We start from the raw sequence: 16,274 nt of genomic DNA on the forward strand, positions 1-16,274 counted from the left end.
CGTTATTTGAACAGCGCCTTCACGGCAGCGACTTCGCCCGGAACAATCGTGCGCGTCGCATCCGCGACTCCATCTTCCCATCCGGCAAACACGCCGCCATCTACAGGCTGAGCCGTGAGCCTTACCGGGAATCCTTCGAAGAACTGCACCGTCAGCGCGGGGGAATCGAGCGGCAGGCCATGGACAAGGATACGGCCCTTCCCTTCCGTCCGCAGGTCGACCGCGGCGGCCGCCCCCAATTCAAAATGAGCCTGCATTTCCGAAGCGAGCTTCGCCGGGCGCTCCTCGATAAACTTCTCGATAAGCCCCAGCTGCCGTTCCATCCTAGACGCGTTCAGTTTCCAGCGTTTCTGGTCGCGTGCGATTTCCGGTTCGATTTCCGACATCATTGCGTCGAGACGCGCACGGACGCGTGAACTTTCGAAGTTCATTGCTAGCAATGCGGACATGCGGTTGATGAACGCGGCCTTGAAGCCCTCGTTTTCGAGCAGGCGGCGCAACAGCAGCGTATGCTCGGGGCCATTGGGCCAGCCGGGACCATCTTCCGCCGTCACGAAGTCGAAAATGTTCAGATCCTTGTACTCGCTGTACTCGTTGCCCATGCCGAAATCCAGGTCGTAAAGGAACCACTTCCACTTGGTCTGCGGATTGGTGCCGCGCCACTTCTTCATGTTGTTTGCCGGCCAGTCGCGGTTGTCCGCATAGATTTCGGTTTGCATGTAGTTGAGGTAGTTGTCGATATCTATCTGCGAGGCCACCTGCGCATAGTTTTCCTCGTCGTCCAGGCTATTCGCCTCCAGCCATTCCATGAGCCTTGTGTAATCGACCGAAGAGCCCGCCGATGCGGCATTGTCCGCCTTGAGCAGGTCGATAGCGCCCGGGTCGATTCCATAATGAGTCTCGAAATAGTATTCGGTACTGCGTTCGCGGATGCTGTGGATGCCGTAGTACTCGCCATTGTAATAGACGACGGCAAATCGGCCACGCTGGTAATCGACGCCGAGACCCTCGCTTACGGAACTTGCGAGGCGGTCGCGGACGTAATCGTTCCCGAAGTTGCTTCCGTTGTTGCGGAGCAAGAAGACCTTGAACTTGTCGAGTTCCGGAAACTCCGGGAACAGCGCATACTTGAGGCGGCTTTCGCCATACTTTTCGCGGAAGGTGATGGCGACCGACTTCTTGGAGTTCTGGCGGCTGTAATTGCCGAAAATCTTGAGGCCCGCGTTGTGCGCGAAGGCAGGTGCATTCGTTCCCGGCTCCATCAGTTCGACCGTCACGGGAATTTCCTTGTCGAGCCAGTAATTCGCACCGTAATGCGGTTCCTTTTCCTGTGCGAAGTTTCCTTCCATGTAGATTCCAGAATCCGGGTCAAAAAGCGAATTCGGGTCGGCCGACAGGAACACCGCAGGGACCGCCGGCGCATTTTCGAATACGTAGGTGCGCGTCATGGTTTCGCCCGGAAGCTTGTAATCCACAAAGCTCGCGCAACGGACCGTCACCGTGGAGTTTATCTGTAGCGAAGGTGTCAAGGGGCTTTCGTCCGTGGGGACCGGGCCTCCCGTTTCGCACCGGACCGAGGCATCTTCGGGGAAAACAATTTCGAAAGGAGACGCATAGAATCCCGAAGGCGGAATTTCGGCGAGCGATTCTACGGACGGAGATCTAGAAACCAGCACTCCTCCGGAAACATCTCCATACGGAGACGGATCCGCGTAGCCCCACTGGTACCCGAAATCGGAAAACACCTTGTCGCCGTTTTCCGTTATATGGGTTTCCGCTCCGCGAGGGCCGTAGTTCCAGGTTTTCCCCACGGGCATTTCCGGGTAGGCGACAGAATCCACAATCGCCGTATCCGCATTCACCAGGTAAAGGCTCCCGCCCTTTTTCGATAGCTTGAATCCGGCATGAGGTTCGTGGCCACGGTTCCGCACAAAGTAATCAAACACCTTGATGGTCATCTCCTGCGACTCGTTGGATTCAGGGCTAATCCGCGTGCCATAGATATTTTCGAGATCCGGGAGCGTCAAGCCCGCCGGTAGCCTTGCACGGTAGACCGTCGAAGAATCTCCGGTGCCGGTAAAGATGAACTCGTAGCCTTTCCAGTCGTCGACATCGGGCTGTGCCAGGCGGAAGGAGACCTTCCTGTCCTTGGTGATGTAGGCTCGCAAGAACAGTTCGTTCGCCACCGAGATATCGAGCACGTCATCGGTACTCGAACTGCGCGTCCCGACAAACATCGCGATCGAGGACCAGCCCAGTTCCTCGTTTTCGCCAAGTTGCATCCGCGCCCCGACGCGCCGCTTCCCGTCTTCAGAAAAGCAATTCTTCTTCTGGCCTTCCAACGGGTCGGCAAAGCTGTAGCCCGGCGGGTCGCTCTGCGCATCGGTCCATGTCCAGCATCCGGGGCCAATCATGTTGAGCGTATCATGCGGCAAGACGTAATCGGGATAATCCTTTCCCGACATGAACACGAGCAGCAGCGAATTCGGTTCCATCTTCACGTTCCCGAATTTCCATTTAAACGGGTCTTCCTGCGAATCCGTCAGGTACATTCCGGACAAATTCACCGTATCCGTCGAGCTGTTGAAAAGTTCCACCCAGCCCGCATCGTCGCCCTCGTGATCTTCGTAAACGACATTGACAGGATCTATCTCGGTAAACTTCAGCAGGCCGTCCACAAACGGCAACGTCGCCCCGGTATTCGCCGAAGAACTGGATTCCTCGTCAACAGCCGGAGTCCCATGCGAGCCGCCGTCGTCGGAACACGACGCGAACATCCACGCCACGAGCGTGCCAAGTAAAAACGTTATGGAAAATTGCCTATACACCATGAATTGAATCTATATTCTGAATCCGAAAAAGCAAGTTTCCTGTGCGGCAAAGCAAGCGATTCCGCACAAAAAAGCGTGACCGCGAGGCTAGGGATGCGATTTGCGCGGCCTGCGGACAACGAAGAGCGCAGCCCCCGTGAGCACGAGCACCGTGGAAACGATTTTCCCAATCGGGAAGACCTCCGAGAAAACGAGCGCACCGGCCAGGGTCGGCACCGCGGCACCGACCGCCGCACTGAACGGGATGATGAACAGCGCGCGGCCACGGGAGAACGAAATCTGCGAATAGAGGAACGCGATGCCGTAGGTCGCCACGTAGCCGAGCGTGCGGAAATCGACCAGCAAGTTCGCGACGGAAGAAACTTCGATATGGTCAAGATCGAAATCCATCGCGAGGCTCTTGTAGAACGCCGCCGAAAGCCCGAAGCCAACACCCATGATGAGAGAATCCACCATTTCGCGGTTCTTCACGAACAGGTGCAGCACAAGCGTCACGCCACAGAGCACTCCAGAGTAGATCCAGAGCATGGAGACATTCTGCACCGCCGTGGATTCGCCGAGGCTCTCGACCGAATAGAGGAGGCCCGCCACCACAAAACAGATGGCGACGACGATACGCTTCGTGAGCGCCTCCTTCAGAATGCAGAAACCCATCAGGGCAGTAAGCACCGGGTTCAAGACCATCATCGGCTGCACCTGCGAAAGGTCGTAGCGTGCCATTGCGATGTAGTAGCCGACAGTCGCAAGCACGGAACAGCCAAACCCGAGCCACCAGAACTTATTCGTAATGACACCCTTGAAAAACTCCCAGGGTTTCGACGTCCCGCCCGTCCGCTTGCCGACCGTGGACACCCCGGACTTTTCCAGGATGTTCCCGCACGCAAAAAGGAACGCAGGGCCTATCGTGAGAAGGAGAAACAGCATCGGCTAGATCTCGTCGTAGATTTCCTGGTAAATCCAATAGTTGCCCATGACGCGCTTCACGTAGTCGCGGGTTTCCCAGTAGCTGATATCCTCGGCACGGATATCCCACGGAAGCCCGGCGCCTGCCGCCTGCCAGCGCCTTGTCGGCTTGGGGCCCGCATTGTAGTTGCCGAGCACGTACATGTAGTCATCCTTGTATTCGGCCTTCAGGTCCACGAGGTAGCGAATGCCGAGGCGAATGTTCAGGTAGGCGTTGTAGAGCTGGGACGGATCGAAATTCGCGAGGCCTTCCTGCTTCGCGAGCATCCTGCCGGTCGCGGGCATGATCTGCAACAGGCCGCACGCACCCGCCGGGGAGACAATCTGGAAGTTGAAAATCGATTCCTGGCGCATCACGCTGTAGACAAAGAACGGGTCGATGCGCGTGCCGGAATGGAACTTGACCTGGTCCTTGTAGGGCACCGGGAACAGGTAATGCAGCACGTCGAGAGGAGGCTCCATCAGCTTGCGGCGGTCGATTTGCGCCTGGAACTGGCGGGCAAGCCTGTAGCCCGCAGCCGTCTCGCCCATCTCGTAGAACAGCTTGCCGAATTCGTAAAGGAAGTCGAGGCGTTTCGCGTTCTTCTTGCGCAGTTCCTCGTAGAGGGTGAATGCCTCTTCGGAAAATCCGTACTGGAACAGGTTCTTGATCCGTCCGTAGTTTTCGGGCGAGTAGCTCGCGTCCTTCTTGTCGTTTTTCTGGACGCTGCGCACCCAGGCGAGCGTCGAATCCGGCGACATGGGGATGCCGTGCGCATAAGGGACTTCGGATGCTTCCATGAGCTTGTATTCCACCAGCTTGATGCGGCTCCTGTGCGCGTAGTATCCGAGCGGGAAATCGCGGATACAGTCGAGGTAGGCCTCGCGGGCGAGCGAATCCTTGCCCATCTTCATGTAGGTATCGGCAAGGAACATGCGGCTTCCGCTTCCGCTCCAGAGGAACGGATCCTTCGCGGCATCGACAAACGCCTTCTCCGCCTCATTCCATTTTTCTTGCTTGAAATAGATGAGACCGATGCGGAACTTGGCCCATTGACGCTTCTGGTTATTGCCGAAGCGGCTGTTCGAAAGTTTCTTGAAGCAGACGATGGCGCTATCGTAGCGCGCCTGCTGTTCATGCTCGAATCCGCGCACCCAAAGGTTGTTCGCGTTTTCCTTGCTGAACTGGCTCACGTCCTGGAGTATCGCGTCGAGCCTGCGGATTTCCTTCGTATTCTTCGTCGCCGCATTTCGCATCATGCGGAGGGCGGCCTGGATCCACACGGGGCGCGCTTCCACGGAATCGATCAAGTAGACATACTGCGCAATCGCTTCCTGTTCGCGCTTGAGCGCCTTGAGCGCCACGACACGCTTCTCCCAGAGGGCGATGCGGGCATTCAAATCGAGCGTGCTCTTCGGAAGCAGCATCTGGAGCGAATCACCGGAAGGTTCCAGGGCGGATTCGGGATGTTTCGCGACCGCGCGTTCATCCATCACCCGGATGGAATCGAGCAAGTCGAGGCATGCGGATGCCTCTTCCTTCCCGCAGGCCATCCTCGCATAAGCGACCTTCTCGGCGAGCGATTCCGGAGTCGTACGGACCTTGCGCAGGCGCTGGATAGCCGTGAATGCGGAATCCTTGTACGGGCTCGACATCGCAAGCACCTGCATGTAGTAACGCTTCGCCTGCTTCTGCTGCTTGATCTTTTCCAGATACACCGCATAGCGGAACCTGAGAGCAGCCACCTTCTCGCCCTTGGTGTTACGGTCCAGGTAATGCTTCAGGGAATCCGCACGGGCCGCTTCCGAAAGCGTCGAATCGTCAAGGGCCGCATCAATGCGGAGGTCGGCCGCCGTCTTTGCAAACAAATTATCTTTTTCAAATTTCGCCCCCTGCTTGAGGACTTCGCGCATGCCCGCAAAGTCGCCCTGCATAAAGCGGGATTTCGCCATGCGGAGCACTACCGCCGATTCGAGCTTGGGGTCGCGGGTGCGGAGCGCCTCGTAGGCCACGAAGGCGCTGTCCCACTTTTCGGTATAGTAGTAGTAGGCGGCCTTCGCAAAGTCGCGGACATCCGCTGAAAGCGTCGTGTCGGAGAAGGCGGCCTTCGCAAGGTCCGCATGCACGATGAAGTTCTGGAACTTGTCCGGTTCCACCTGTTCGAGCTCGGCGTAGGGATTCACCGGGACTGCCGGGGCAGCGGGAGCCACGGAGGCCGAATCCGCCACGGAATCCTGAGCGGCCTTGTCCCCATTCTCGCCCGAAGCGTTACATGCGACAATCAGCCCGAGCACTGGAATAAAACGGCGGAAGAAAGCCGACCTACACAAATCCACCATGCACCTCCAAAAAATCAATCCTTGTCACTTTTCAGTTTGTTCGCCACAGGCCCGACAAAACTCGAAATCTCGAGGTCGGTAATGGTCTGCGCGTACTTCTTGTACATATAATCGTTGACGCGGTCCGCATCGTCCATCTGGAGGACCGAAAGCGCAGTCTCGTGCACGTCCTCGAAGTTGATGGAACGTATAATCTTCTTTGTCGCCATCACGCACCAGGGCGTCATGGAAAGTTCGTCGACGCCGAGGCCCACAAGCAGGAGTACGCTCAGCGGGTCAGAACTCATTTCGCCACAGACTGCGACCGGGATTCCCTCGCGATGGGCCGCCATGATCGTATTGTAAATCATGTTGAGTACGGCCGGATGGTGCGGCTGGAACATGTCCGTAATGAGTTCGTTCGTGCGGTCCACAGCAAGCGTGAACTGGATGAGGTCGTTCGTCCCGATGCTGAAGAAGTCCACCTCCTTCGCAAGCAGGTTCACCATCATCACGGCGGCGGGCACTTCAATCATCACGCCCACCTTCACGGCGGCGCACTTGTGGCCCTTCGCCTCCAGTTCCGCGATGCAGCTGCGGATGCAGGCCTTCGCCTTGCGCAATTCGTCGAGGCCCGAAATCATCGGGAGCAAAATCCTAAGGTTGCCCTTCTCGTTTGCAAGGAGCAGGGCCTTGAGCTGCGTGCGGAAAATATCTTCGCGCGAGAGGCACACGCGGATAGAGCGCCATCCCATAAACGGGTTCGCCTCGTTCGCCGCGGAAAGGCCTTCGACAAGCTTGTCGCCTCCGGCATCCAGGGTTCGGATCGTGACGGGGCAGGGCGCCATCGTATTGAGGATACGCTTGTAGGCTTCCGTCTGTTCCTCCTCGCTCGGGGCGCTGTTCTGGAAGAACAGGAACTCCGAACGGTAAAGGCCGATGCCGGTCGCACCGTAATCCATGACCTTCTCGGCTTCGCTCGGAAGTTCGATGTTCGCATGCAGCGTGATGTACTTACCGTCGCGGGTCATGGGTTCGAGCCTGCGCATGGTAAACAGTTCCCTGCGCTGGCGTTCGTAGACTTCCTGACGTTCATGGAACTTGCGGATATCGTCGTCGTTGGGATTGACGATGACCCTGCCGTCCGTACCGTCCACAATGACCGTATCGCCGGACTTCACGCGCGAGGCTACATCGCGGAGGCCGGACACTACCGGAATCTGCAGCGAGCGCGCAAGGATTGCCACATGGCTTGTTCGGCCACCGGTATCCATCAGGAGCGCCTGCGCCTGGCCCGGCTTGAGCGACATCAGGAAGCTGGGCATGATCTCGTGCGCAACGAGGACCGCACCGTTCTCGCTGGATACTTCCGCCAAGGCCGGTTCGGAATTTTCCATAGCCGCCATGAGCCGGTTGTACAGGTCCCGCAGGTCCGCGGCCTTGTCGCGCATTGCAGGCGAATCAATCTTCCCGAACCGGTCGATGTAGTCGCCGAGAACCACATGCACCGCCCAGCGTGCATTCTTGTGCCCCTTGCGAATCATGTCCAGGACGCCGTTCACGAGTCCCGGATCCTGGAGGATCATCAGGTGAGTCGCAAAGATGAGGCTGTCGTAGACGCCCGTCCGCGTCTCGGATATTTCCTTGATCTGGTTGATTTCCTTGGAAGTGCGTTCGACGGCCTTCAAGAAAACCTGTTCCTCGGTCTCCACCCTCGATTCCGAAATTGTCTCTTCAACGACCGTCAGTTCGCGGCTGATAACCTGAAAAGCGCGCCCCATGGCAAAGCCGGGAGACGCAGGCACGCCAACCAGGACAAGCCTTACGGAAGAGCGTCCGCCAGACACCCCCGTCTCAGTTGGGTTCTTCGTTGAAGTTGTCATGGAATAACTGTTCCAGCTTTTGCACGACTTCCTGTTCGTCTTCGCCGTCGACTTCGAACCGGACTTCGGAGCCCAGCGGAATAGCAAGCATCATCACGTTGAGGATGCTCTTGGCGTTCGCCTTCGTCCCTTCGAAAACAATATATACATCACTCTTGGCCGGGCCGGTAATATCGACAATCATGCCCGCCGGACGCGCATGGATGCCCAACTTGTTAGTGACCGTTAGAGTCTTTTCGATCATTGTTTCCTCAGAAAATATCCACGTTGATATCCAGCCCGTCATGCAGGATGACACGGAACAGGCTGTCGGCGGAATGAATCGTCTTGACGAGGTCGTCGTGCAGGGCCCTGTCCGACAGCAGGATGCCCATCGTATTGTCCTTGGACTGAACCTTCGCAATCAGCTCGTCCAGGTGCTTGGTAACGCCTTCCAGTTCGGACACCAGGTGGTCGGCATTCCCGACGACCTTGTCCGCATTGGCAAAAAGATTGTCCATAGGGGGCTTCACACCGTCGACAAGAGTCTCGACCTTCCCCATCACATCGTTAAGGCCGTTCAGGCTCTTCTTGATTTGCGGGTCGGTGGTGTTGACCATGGTCATCAGGCGGTCTTCCAGGGATTCGGCCTTCGCGAGGATGGTCCTGAAGCGTTCCTGGAAATCGGGGTTCGCAATAGTGCCGTTGAGGGCCTCCTTCACTGATTCAAGAAGCACCTTCGTGCTGTCGCAGACTTCGCCCGCAAGGCCAAGCGCCTCGGCGATACCGGCATCGAACTGCCCGTTGATGGTGTCACCCGGAGCCCAGTAGCTTTCGGCGTCACCCAAGATCATGCCAATTTGGCGTTCGCCCATGATACCGATGTTCTGCACGCGGATTTCGGAATCCTTCGGGATCTTCACGTCGGTGCGGAGACGGATGCGCACGACCACGCGGTGACCGGCGAGGCTGATGTCTTCCACCTTGCCCATCTTGACGCCATTGACCTTGACCGGGTCATCGAGCACCAGGGTGCTGACCTGGGAGAAGCGGAGGTAGAACGTATTGAAAGTTTCCCGGGGGTCCTTCTCGTTCAGGAAGAACATGCCGAAGACTAGAATCACAACGGCCAAGAGAACAACGAGGCCAACAGAAAAATATAGGGCAGAATTCTTTTTCATTCTTGCTTCAAATTAGTTTTTTCTACGAAGGTTTCCGGCCCGGGATTCAAAAATCGGGCTTTTTTTCGCACTTTTCGAGCAGAATCAGGCATCTACATGCACGATGGGGCTGTTGTTCTCGATCCCGTTCACGTGACGGTCGAGCCAGTCGCGCAGCAGGGCGTCGCGGTCGGCAGGCGAAAGCAGGAACTTCTCGCGCCCTTCCTTCTGCATGTACACGTCGAGGTAGGTCATGAGCACGCCACCGGCAACCGAGACGTTCATCGATTCGGTAATGCCGTATTGCGGCAGCTTGAACTCGTAATCGGCATGCGCGAGCGTATCGGGATGGTTCCCGTGGAATTCGCTCCCGAGGTAGAACGCCGTCGGCTGGCTCAAATCCAGGTCGAGCACGGAATTCGTGGTGTTCGTGCTCGCGACCGCAATCTTGTAGCCCTTCGCACGGAGCTTTTCCATGCAGAGCATGCGTTTCTTGTAGAGGTAGAGGCTCATCCACTTGTAGCTGCCCTTCAATATGGACTTGTTCACGCTGTAGGCGTTGTCTTCTTCGATGATGTGCACGTCCTGTAGGCCGAACACTTCCGCCGTGCGGATAACCGCCGAAATGTTATGCGGGTCGAACAGGTCTTCCAACACCATGCAGAAATGCCTCGTGCGGCGATTCACGACTTCCGTCAATAGTTCCCTGCGCCTGTCCGTCACGCGCGCCAGGAGGGATTCCAGGCTTTCCTTTTCGCTTTCACTCATTTTTGCTGTGTCCTCACGTCTTCTACTTTCAAGGGAATCGCATCGCGCTTCTGCTTTTCGCGTTCCCTGCGTTTCTTTTCAAAATCCCCAAGTTTCCACGGAGCGCCATTCACCACGTTTTCGAAATCGAGCACATATTGCACGTTGTCGAACGACTTGAGCGAGGCGCTCTTGAGCATCGGCTCCTTGTCGCCGCCAAAGTAGCGGCCAGACGCCTTCTTGATATCCTTCACGATGTCGTCTATCTTTTCGTTCACGACCGCCTTGAACACCTGCATCTGCATGATGGAATTGAGAACCGAATTCCCGGGGAAGACAATCGCAGTTAGTTTATACTTAATCTCCTTTTGGGGAGTTTCGTCCATGTCGAGGAACGCAATGGCGGTGCCGTGCAGCGACCACTTCAGGACCTTGGCATGCCCGTAGCCAAAGAACAGGTTCCGCATGCCGAGCCTCGCGCCCGCGCTATCCTGCAGCGCCCAGTAGAATTCTCCCGATAGGCTCCTGCCGTTGCTCCCGTTGAAGTAGCGGCGGTTCGCACTCGTGTATTCGAGCTGGTAGTTGGAACCGAGGTAGGCATTAATCAGTTCCGCCGTAAAGGGCATGTTGTCGAAAAGGTAGCTGATGACGCTTTCCCCGAGCGGAAGCGTCCCCTTGTTCTCGTAGATGGCCCTGTACCTACGGCCGAGGCGCGCAAAAATCTGCACCCCCATCGGCACTCCGGGCCTGGGTTCGAATCCGCGCTTCACGACTTCGCGGTAGACGCCACAGTATTCGTCGTCATACTTCAGTCTCGGCCACGGATGCTTGTCCCCGGCGGAGCACCCCGGGTAATCGATATCGAGGCATTTCTTGAGACCCGAACAGAGCGAACGGAGGTCGTCTTCGTTTTCGAGTTGCTTGAGGAGGCTGTTGCGGACAACCGAATCCGCGCCGAGCATGTTGTCGGAATCCGCAGCATGGGAGCATACGCCCACAAGCATCACTAGCAGCGATGCGACAGACAGACGGGAAAGATATTCCGAAACAACCCTGAACATGGATTACCTGAATTCGAGACTGTCAATCGGGACAACCGTAAAGGGCTTCAGGGCCTCGAGCTTTGCGACCGGACCCACTACAGATATCGTCATCTTGTCCTTCGCGTAATACTTCTTGATCATCGCCTTCACCTGTTCGGCGGTCACGGCGTTGATTTCCTTCACGTAGTCAAGGTAATGGTCCGGGCTCTTGCCCAACAGTTCATCCCCCGCGAATATTTCCGCAATCGAGGACGGGGAATCGAACAGCCCGGGCAGGCTCTCGACAAGCGTCTTCTTCGCCATCGCGAGTTCCTCTTCCGTGGGGCCATCCTTCGCGAGTTTCTCTATTTCCTCGTACACGAGTTTCAACGCGAACGCGGCGGATTCCACCTTTGTCTGCAGGCTAATCGAAATCATCGCCGTATCGCGGTAGTCGTTGCCCGCGCGGCTGCTGATGTGGTAGGCAAGGCCCTCGTCGCTACGCACGCGCGTCATGAGGCGCGAAGAGAAGCTGCCGCCACCGAGAATAAAGTTCGCGACGGCCGTCGGGTAGTAATCCGGATGCGGACGTTTCACGAAGGGCTGGTTCATCGAGATGTTCGCCTGCGTGATATCCTTGTCCACCACGTAGGTACCGGGCCTGTTCAGGAACACAAGCGGCTGCGGCGCACTGTAGAGCGCCTCGGAACCGGCCTCGTCACCGGACTGCTTCATGAACAAGGCCATGATAAAGCCCTTGAGCACGGTCAGGGCAGAATCGCGGTTCACGTCTCCCGACAGGGCAAACACGACGCGTCCTCGATCAGGAAGATGCATGCCATTTATGAAGGTCTTTGCAGAAAGACGTTTCAGGTCGTCGACACCCACCTTCTTGTATTCTTCGAGCGTAGCATCCCACAGCCGCGGATTCGGGGCGTAGTTGACCTTGGTCCTCAATGCGGAAAGCACCTTCGCCGGAGTATCGTAACGCTGCTCGTGAGCCGTCACAAAATTCGTCTTGACAATTTCGAGCTGTTCCTTGTCAAAACCCGGAGTCGCAATCAGCTCCCCTGCAAGAAACAGCGTGGTGAGGAAATCCTTCGAAAGGCAATCGATGGAAAATCCCGATTTCCACGTCCCTACGGAAGTAGAAATCCCGGCGCTAATGAACTCGAGCGAATCGTCAAGGGCGTGCGCCGACGTGTTCGTGCTACCGCCACGGCGGAACATCGAGCCCAGCATCTCGGAGGCGGCCTCGTCCTTGATATTCGAAACCACCTGCGGGTTCTCGAAATACACGGAGAGGTTCACGAGCGGGAGGCTCGAATCGGGAACGATATAGCCCGAGATGCCCGGAGCAAGCTCCACGCGGTAATCCTTCGGGTAAGGCGCCACGTACTTGTAGTCGGGATACCGGATATCCTTGTAGCTAGCGGGTATATCGGATACAGCCGCAGTTTCGGCAACGGCGGGAGCCGCGGCAGGGGTCTCGGCCTCGGGCTTCGGGCCCGAGGAACATGCGGCAACAACCGCAGAGAAGGCGGCAACGGTCAAAAGTCTCATCTCTTTTTTCATCTCGTTCTAAATATAGATTTAATATGGAATTAAAATAGATTTATAAATGCCGGAATCGGCAATCATCCAACTTGGAGTAGTCATTTTGAAGATCGGGCGTCCGCAACTGACTTTTTGAGTTATATTAGACAATGAGCCCTTCCGGTGGATCACTTCGGCATCGCCTCGGCGAGCCGCCCGTCTCCAAGAGAGACATACCCACCAGAAGGGCTTTTCCTCTATCCTCCAAAACCAAAGGGACAGTGCCGGTGCGCTGTCCCTTTAGTTATTGTCGACTAGGGAGGGCACAGCCCTCTCTAATTATATCAACTGAAGCGGCCGGCGAGTTGCTTGCGGCGGCGGCCACGTTCAGAAACCAGGGCCTCGACCAGGAAGAGCAGGGCCGAAAGCGCGAGGAATATCTGGTAGCGGTCCTGGTAATTTTCCATGCGGTCGGAAGCCTGTTCCTTCTTCTCCATGCCCGCAATCTCGGTCAATACCTTCTGCAACTGGAATTCGCCCGGGCTCGCGTAGAAATACAGGCCTCCCGTCACGCTCGCAATCTCCTGCAGCGTTCCTTCCTCTAGACGCGTCGTCACGATGTTTCCCTGGATATCCTTCTTGTAGGCGACGTCGCCGTTTTTCGTCTTCACCGGGATAGGCACGCCCTCGCGGCTGCCGATACCGATGGTATAAATCTTGATGCCCATCTCTGCCGCTTCCTTCGCGGCATTCACCGCGGCGTCCTCGAGTTCTTCGCCATCGCTCATGAGAATCATCACCGAATACTGTCCTGCGCCACCGGAATTCTTGAACAAGGTCATCCCCTTGCGGATGGCGTTTTCGAGGTTCGTGCCAGGCATGAGCCAGCCCGGATTCAGCTCTCGCAGCATCATCTGTACCGTGCCGTAGTCAAGCGTCAGGGGCACCATCACCTGGGCCTCGCCGCTGAACGCGACAAGCCCCACGCGGTCGCCCGAAAGCCCTTCCAGGAAAGCGGAAATCTCGTGACGGCTGCGGACGAGGCGGTTCGGCTTCACATCCTCGGCAAGCATCGAAAGCGAAATATCCTGCAACAGCACGAGGTCGAGGCCACGGCGTTCGACATGTTCCATCTTGCGGCCCCACTGCGGACGCGCGAGCGCCACAAAGAGGAAGGCGATGGCCAGAAGCAGGATCGTCACCTTGGCAAGGCGCCTCCACGGGGAAACGCTGGTCGAAAGTTTCGGGAGCATCGAAAGCGAGACAAAACGCGCGGCAAGCTTTTTTCGGCGGTGGTAGGCATAGTAAAACAGGAGCGCAAACAGCGGCAGCGAAAAAAGGCACCAAAGAAAGTTCGGTTCGGCAAAACGCATCAAATCCTCCAGGATCGGCTCGGGAATCCACCCGCAAGCACCTAGAATATACAAAAAAACGGCCCCGAAGCGTTTTTTTCAAAAAATTTTCCCCTTTCTTAAAATTTTATTATATTCAGAACAAGAAGGTTGATATGGATTCGGTCCTTTTCGCAATAGAGGTTGATGTCATCTGCATCTTGGTCCTCCTCCTGATCCGACAGGGCAACAGGGAGGCGGCATCGCTTTTGCTCTGTGCGAGGGCACTCGACAGGCTGCTCGACTTTTTCATCGTATTCGCCGCCCTCGAGATTGCCGGGAAAATCCTCTCGCCGGAATTCGTCATCGCCTGCAGAATTATCGAATGCCTCAAGATTATCGCATGCCTCGCCATCGCGGCAGCATGGTTCTACATGGTATCCTACGCGGTCACATCGAGCAGCTACAGGCTGCAGAAATGGGCCCTTCTCATCCTGGCTCCCATATTCATCACGGGCGGTTACGCCATCATCGTGGCATTCATGCACCTGCACGACACGGGAACAGCCCTGAATCCCGTCCTGTGGATCCTCCTGAACCTGGTCTCCGTCGGCTACCTCCTCGGCGCGAGCGCCGTAGCCCTCCGCAATTCGTTCAAGTGCAAGAACCGGTTCCTGCGCAGGCACTATAACCAGCTCGCCATCATCGTCTTCGTTCCGCTTGCCGGCATGGCGATCCAGACCCAGTCCATGGAAATGCCGATTACCTCGCCCGCGCTCATGCTCACGATCCTATTCATCTACCTGAGCGACCTCAAGGAAAACTCCTCCACCGACCTTACCACCGGGCTCAACAGCACAAGTAAGTTCGCGACTTACCTTAGCCGCATCACGCAGACACTGGATGCAAGCAAGAGGCTCTTCCTCATCCAGATCCACATCGATGACCTGGTCACTATACGCAAGACGCACGGCAAGCACGCCCCCGACATGGCCCTCCGGCAGATGGCGCAATTCCTGCGCTCCCAGTGCAAGGACAAGAACCTTTTCCTCGCCCGGTACAGCTCGGACACCTTCGCCATCGTCTACGAATGCGGCAACTTCTCCGAAGTCGAGGAACTCTGCAACGGGATTGTCCGCAAGAGCACGCAGAATAGCCAGCTCGGCCAGATACCCTGGCCGCTGTCCTTCAGCATCTACTGGTCCGAATACGGGACCAAGTCCACGCAGAACATAGACTCCTTCCTCGACAACGCCAAGGAAAACTGCTTCAAGCCGCCAACGGCCAAAACCTAGCGCTAGGGGATGCGCACGAAGCGCGTGTTCGCAAGCAGAAGTTCCAGCAGGATCAACAGGGCGCCCGCCAAAAGCCACGGGTAGAACTTTTCGGCATAGCGCGCATAGACGACCGTCTCGATTTCGGTCTTTTCGAGCTGGTCGATTTCGGAATAGATTTCTTCGAGCTGTTCCTTGTTCTCGGCGCGGTAGAACTTGCCGCCCGTCTTCTGTGCCACCGCCACGAGGGTCGACTCGTCGATTCCCTCCTCGGGAGTGATGTCACTTTCGGCCCACGAGATTTCGCCCGTCCACGGGTTCACCTGGAACCCGAGAATCTTGCCCTTCTTCTTGCCGACGCCGACCGTATAGACCTTGATGCCGAGTGACTGGGCAACCTCGGCCGCGCGCACCGGGGATATGACGCTCGCATTGTCCTTGCCGTCGGTGAGGAGGATGACGACCTTCGATTTCGCCTCGGACTTCTGCAGTCGGGCAAGCGCGTTCATGAGGCCATCGCCAATCGCGGTCCTCGACGCCACCACGGAATCGCGAGCCAGTTCGTCCGTCGCGCCCAGGATTTCAAGAAGGCTTCCGTAATCGAGCGTGAGGGGGCATTGCGTCATGGCCCGACTTCCGAACGCCGAAAGCCCGATGCGGTCACTGCGGCGCTTCTGGATAAACTCGGCAATCACATCCTGCGCATAGCCCATGCGGCTATATTTCCAGAAATCCCCCGACTTGTAGATGCGCTCGGCATTCATCACGCCGAGTTTCGCCTGTTCCACGCGGGTAAGCATGTCGAGCGTTCCCATCGATCCCGAAACATCAAGTACGAGCATGATGTCGACGCCATCGGTATTCGTGTATTCAATTTCCATCGCGTTTTGCGGGCGGGCTAGCGCCACAATAAAGCAGCAGAGGGCGGCAAGGCGGAGCGCAGGCACGATATGGCGGAGGCGAACGCGACGGCTCGGGACTGCCTTTTTCGCAATCGCAAGGGCGGGAAACTTGATCGTGCTCTTGCGGCGTTGCTGCCTGTAAACGTATAAGGCAATCAGAACCGGAACAAGAATAAACAGCCAGAAGGCTTCGGGATTCTGAAAATGATACGCACCAATATCCATTCTAAGCTCCAAAAATTTCCGGGAACTCGTTCCCGCACTGAGAATATACAAAAGCCGAGAGTCATGGGCAAGTTTTATGCGGCATATGCGAAGCCCATATACAAAAAACCGAGGCCGCAGAGC

The 16,274-nt window shown here is 56.8% G+C and carries 12 protein-coding genes; 1 reads left to right on the top strand and 11 read right to left on the bottom strand.

The genetic code is table 11. The features are described 5' to 3' along the window. Positions 1–2 precede the first annotated feature (2 nt). The 10 genes from B2310_RS03155 to B2310_RS03200 form a co-directional block, all read right to left on the bottom strand. Positions 3–2,831 (bottom strand): CotH kinase family protein, encoded by a 2,829-nt coding sequence (locus tag B2310_RS03155; RefSeq protein WP_290728615.1) that lies wholly within the window; start codon positions 2,829–2,831, stop codon positions 3–5. Positions 2,832–2,918: 87 nt separating this feature from the next. Beyond that, a complete protein-coding gene (locus B2310_RS03160) occupies positions 2,919–3,755 on the bottom strand; it encodes an EamA family transporter (protein ID WP_290728617.1) in 837 nt (278 codons plus the stop codon). A gap of 3 nt (positions 3,756–3,758) precedes the next feature. Then, positions 3,759–6,113, bottom strand: a complete 2,355-nt coding sequence (locus tag B2310_RS03165; protein ID WP_173381656.1) for a lytic transglycosylase domain-containing protein — start codon at positions 6,111–6,113, stop codon at positions 3,759–3,761. A gap of 14 nt (positions 6,114–6,127) precedes the next feature. Further along, the gene (gene ptsP, locus B2310_RS03170) at positions 6,128–7,975 is read right to left on the bottom strand and encodes a phosphoenolpyruvate--protein phosphotransferase (protein WP_290728620.1); all 1,848 of its coding nucleotides are present in this window, start codon (positions 7,973–7,975) and stop codon (positions 6,128–6,130) included. Next, the gene (locus B2310_RS03175) at positions 7,947–8,219 is read right to left on the bottom strand and encodes an HPr family phosphocarrier protein (RefSeq protein ID WP_173381654.1); all 273 of its coding nucleotides are present in this window, start codon (positions 8,217–8,219) and stop codon (positions 7,947–7,949) included. Before B2310_RS03175 ends, ptsP begins: the two co-directional genes overlap by 29 nt. A gap of 7 nt (positions 8,220–8,226) precedes the next feature. Next, a complete protein-coding gene (locus tag B2310_RS03180) occupies positions 8,227–9,135 on the bottom strand; it encodes an MlaD family protein (protein ID WP_173365856.1) in 909 nt (302 codons plus the stop codon). 84 nt (positions 9,136–9,219) lie between these two features. Beyond that, complete coding sequence (locus tag B2310_RS03185) at positions 9,220–9,882, bottom strand: TrmH family RNA methyltransferase (RefSeq protein ID WP_290724918.1); 663 nt, start codon at positions 9,880–9,882, stop codon at positions 9,220–9,222. Continuing rightward, a complete protein-coding gene (locus B2310_RS03190) occupies positions 9,879–10,922 on the bottom strand; it encodes a hypothetical protein (protein WP_173381653.1) in 1,044 nt (347 codons plus the stop codon). The genes B2310_RS03185 and B2310_RS03190 overlap by 4 nt, the downstream gene beginning before the upstream one ends. Before the next feature lie 3 nt (positions 10,923–10,925). Further along, positions 10,926–12,458 carry a M16 family metallopeptidase gene (locus B2310_RS03195; RefSeq protein ID WP_173365858.1) on the bottom strand — a complete coding sequence of 511 codons (1,533 nt, stop codon included), beginning with the start codon at positions 12,456–12,458 and terminating at the stop codon, positions 10,926–10,928. A gap of 305 nt (positions 12,459–12,763) precedes the next feature. Further along, positions 12,764–13,792, bottom strand: a complete 1,029-nt coding sequence (locus B2310_RS03200) for a vWA domain-containing protein (RefSeq protein ID WP_290728623.1) — start codon at positions 13,790–13,792, stop codon at positions 12,764–12,766. 134 nt (positions 13,793–13,926) lie between these two features. On the opposite strand from B2310_RS03200, the gene B2310_RS03205 reads away from it, so the two are divergent. Continuing rightward, the gene (locus tag B2310_RS03205) at positions 13,927–15,045 is read left to right on the top strand and encodes a GGDEF domain-containing protein (protein ID WP_290728625.1); all 1,119 of its coding nucleotides are present in this window, start codon (positions 13,927–13,929) and stop codon (positions 15,043–15,045) included. Positions 15,046–15,047: 2 nt separating this feature from the next. Here the strand turns inward: B2310_RS03205 and B2310_RS03210 are convergent, their stop codons facing one another. After that, a complete protein-coding gene (locus B2310_RS03210) occupies positions 15,048–16,151 on the bottom strand; it encodes a vWA domain-containing protein (RefSeq protein WP_173381649.1) in 1,104 nt (367 codons plus the stop codon). Positions 16,152–16,274: the final 123 nt, after the last annotated feature.

It is taken from the genome of Fibrobacter sp. UBA3629, assembly GCF_002374005.1.
In the GTDB taxonomy this organism is placed as follows: domain Bacteria; phylum Fibrobacterota; class Fibrobacteria; order Fibrobacterales; family Fibrobacteraceae; genus Fibrobacter.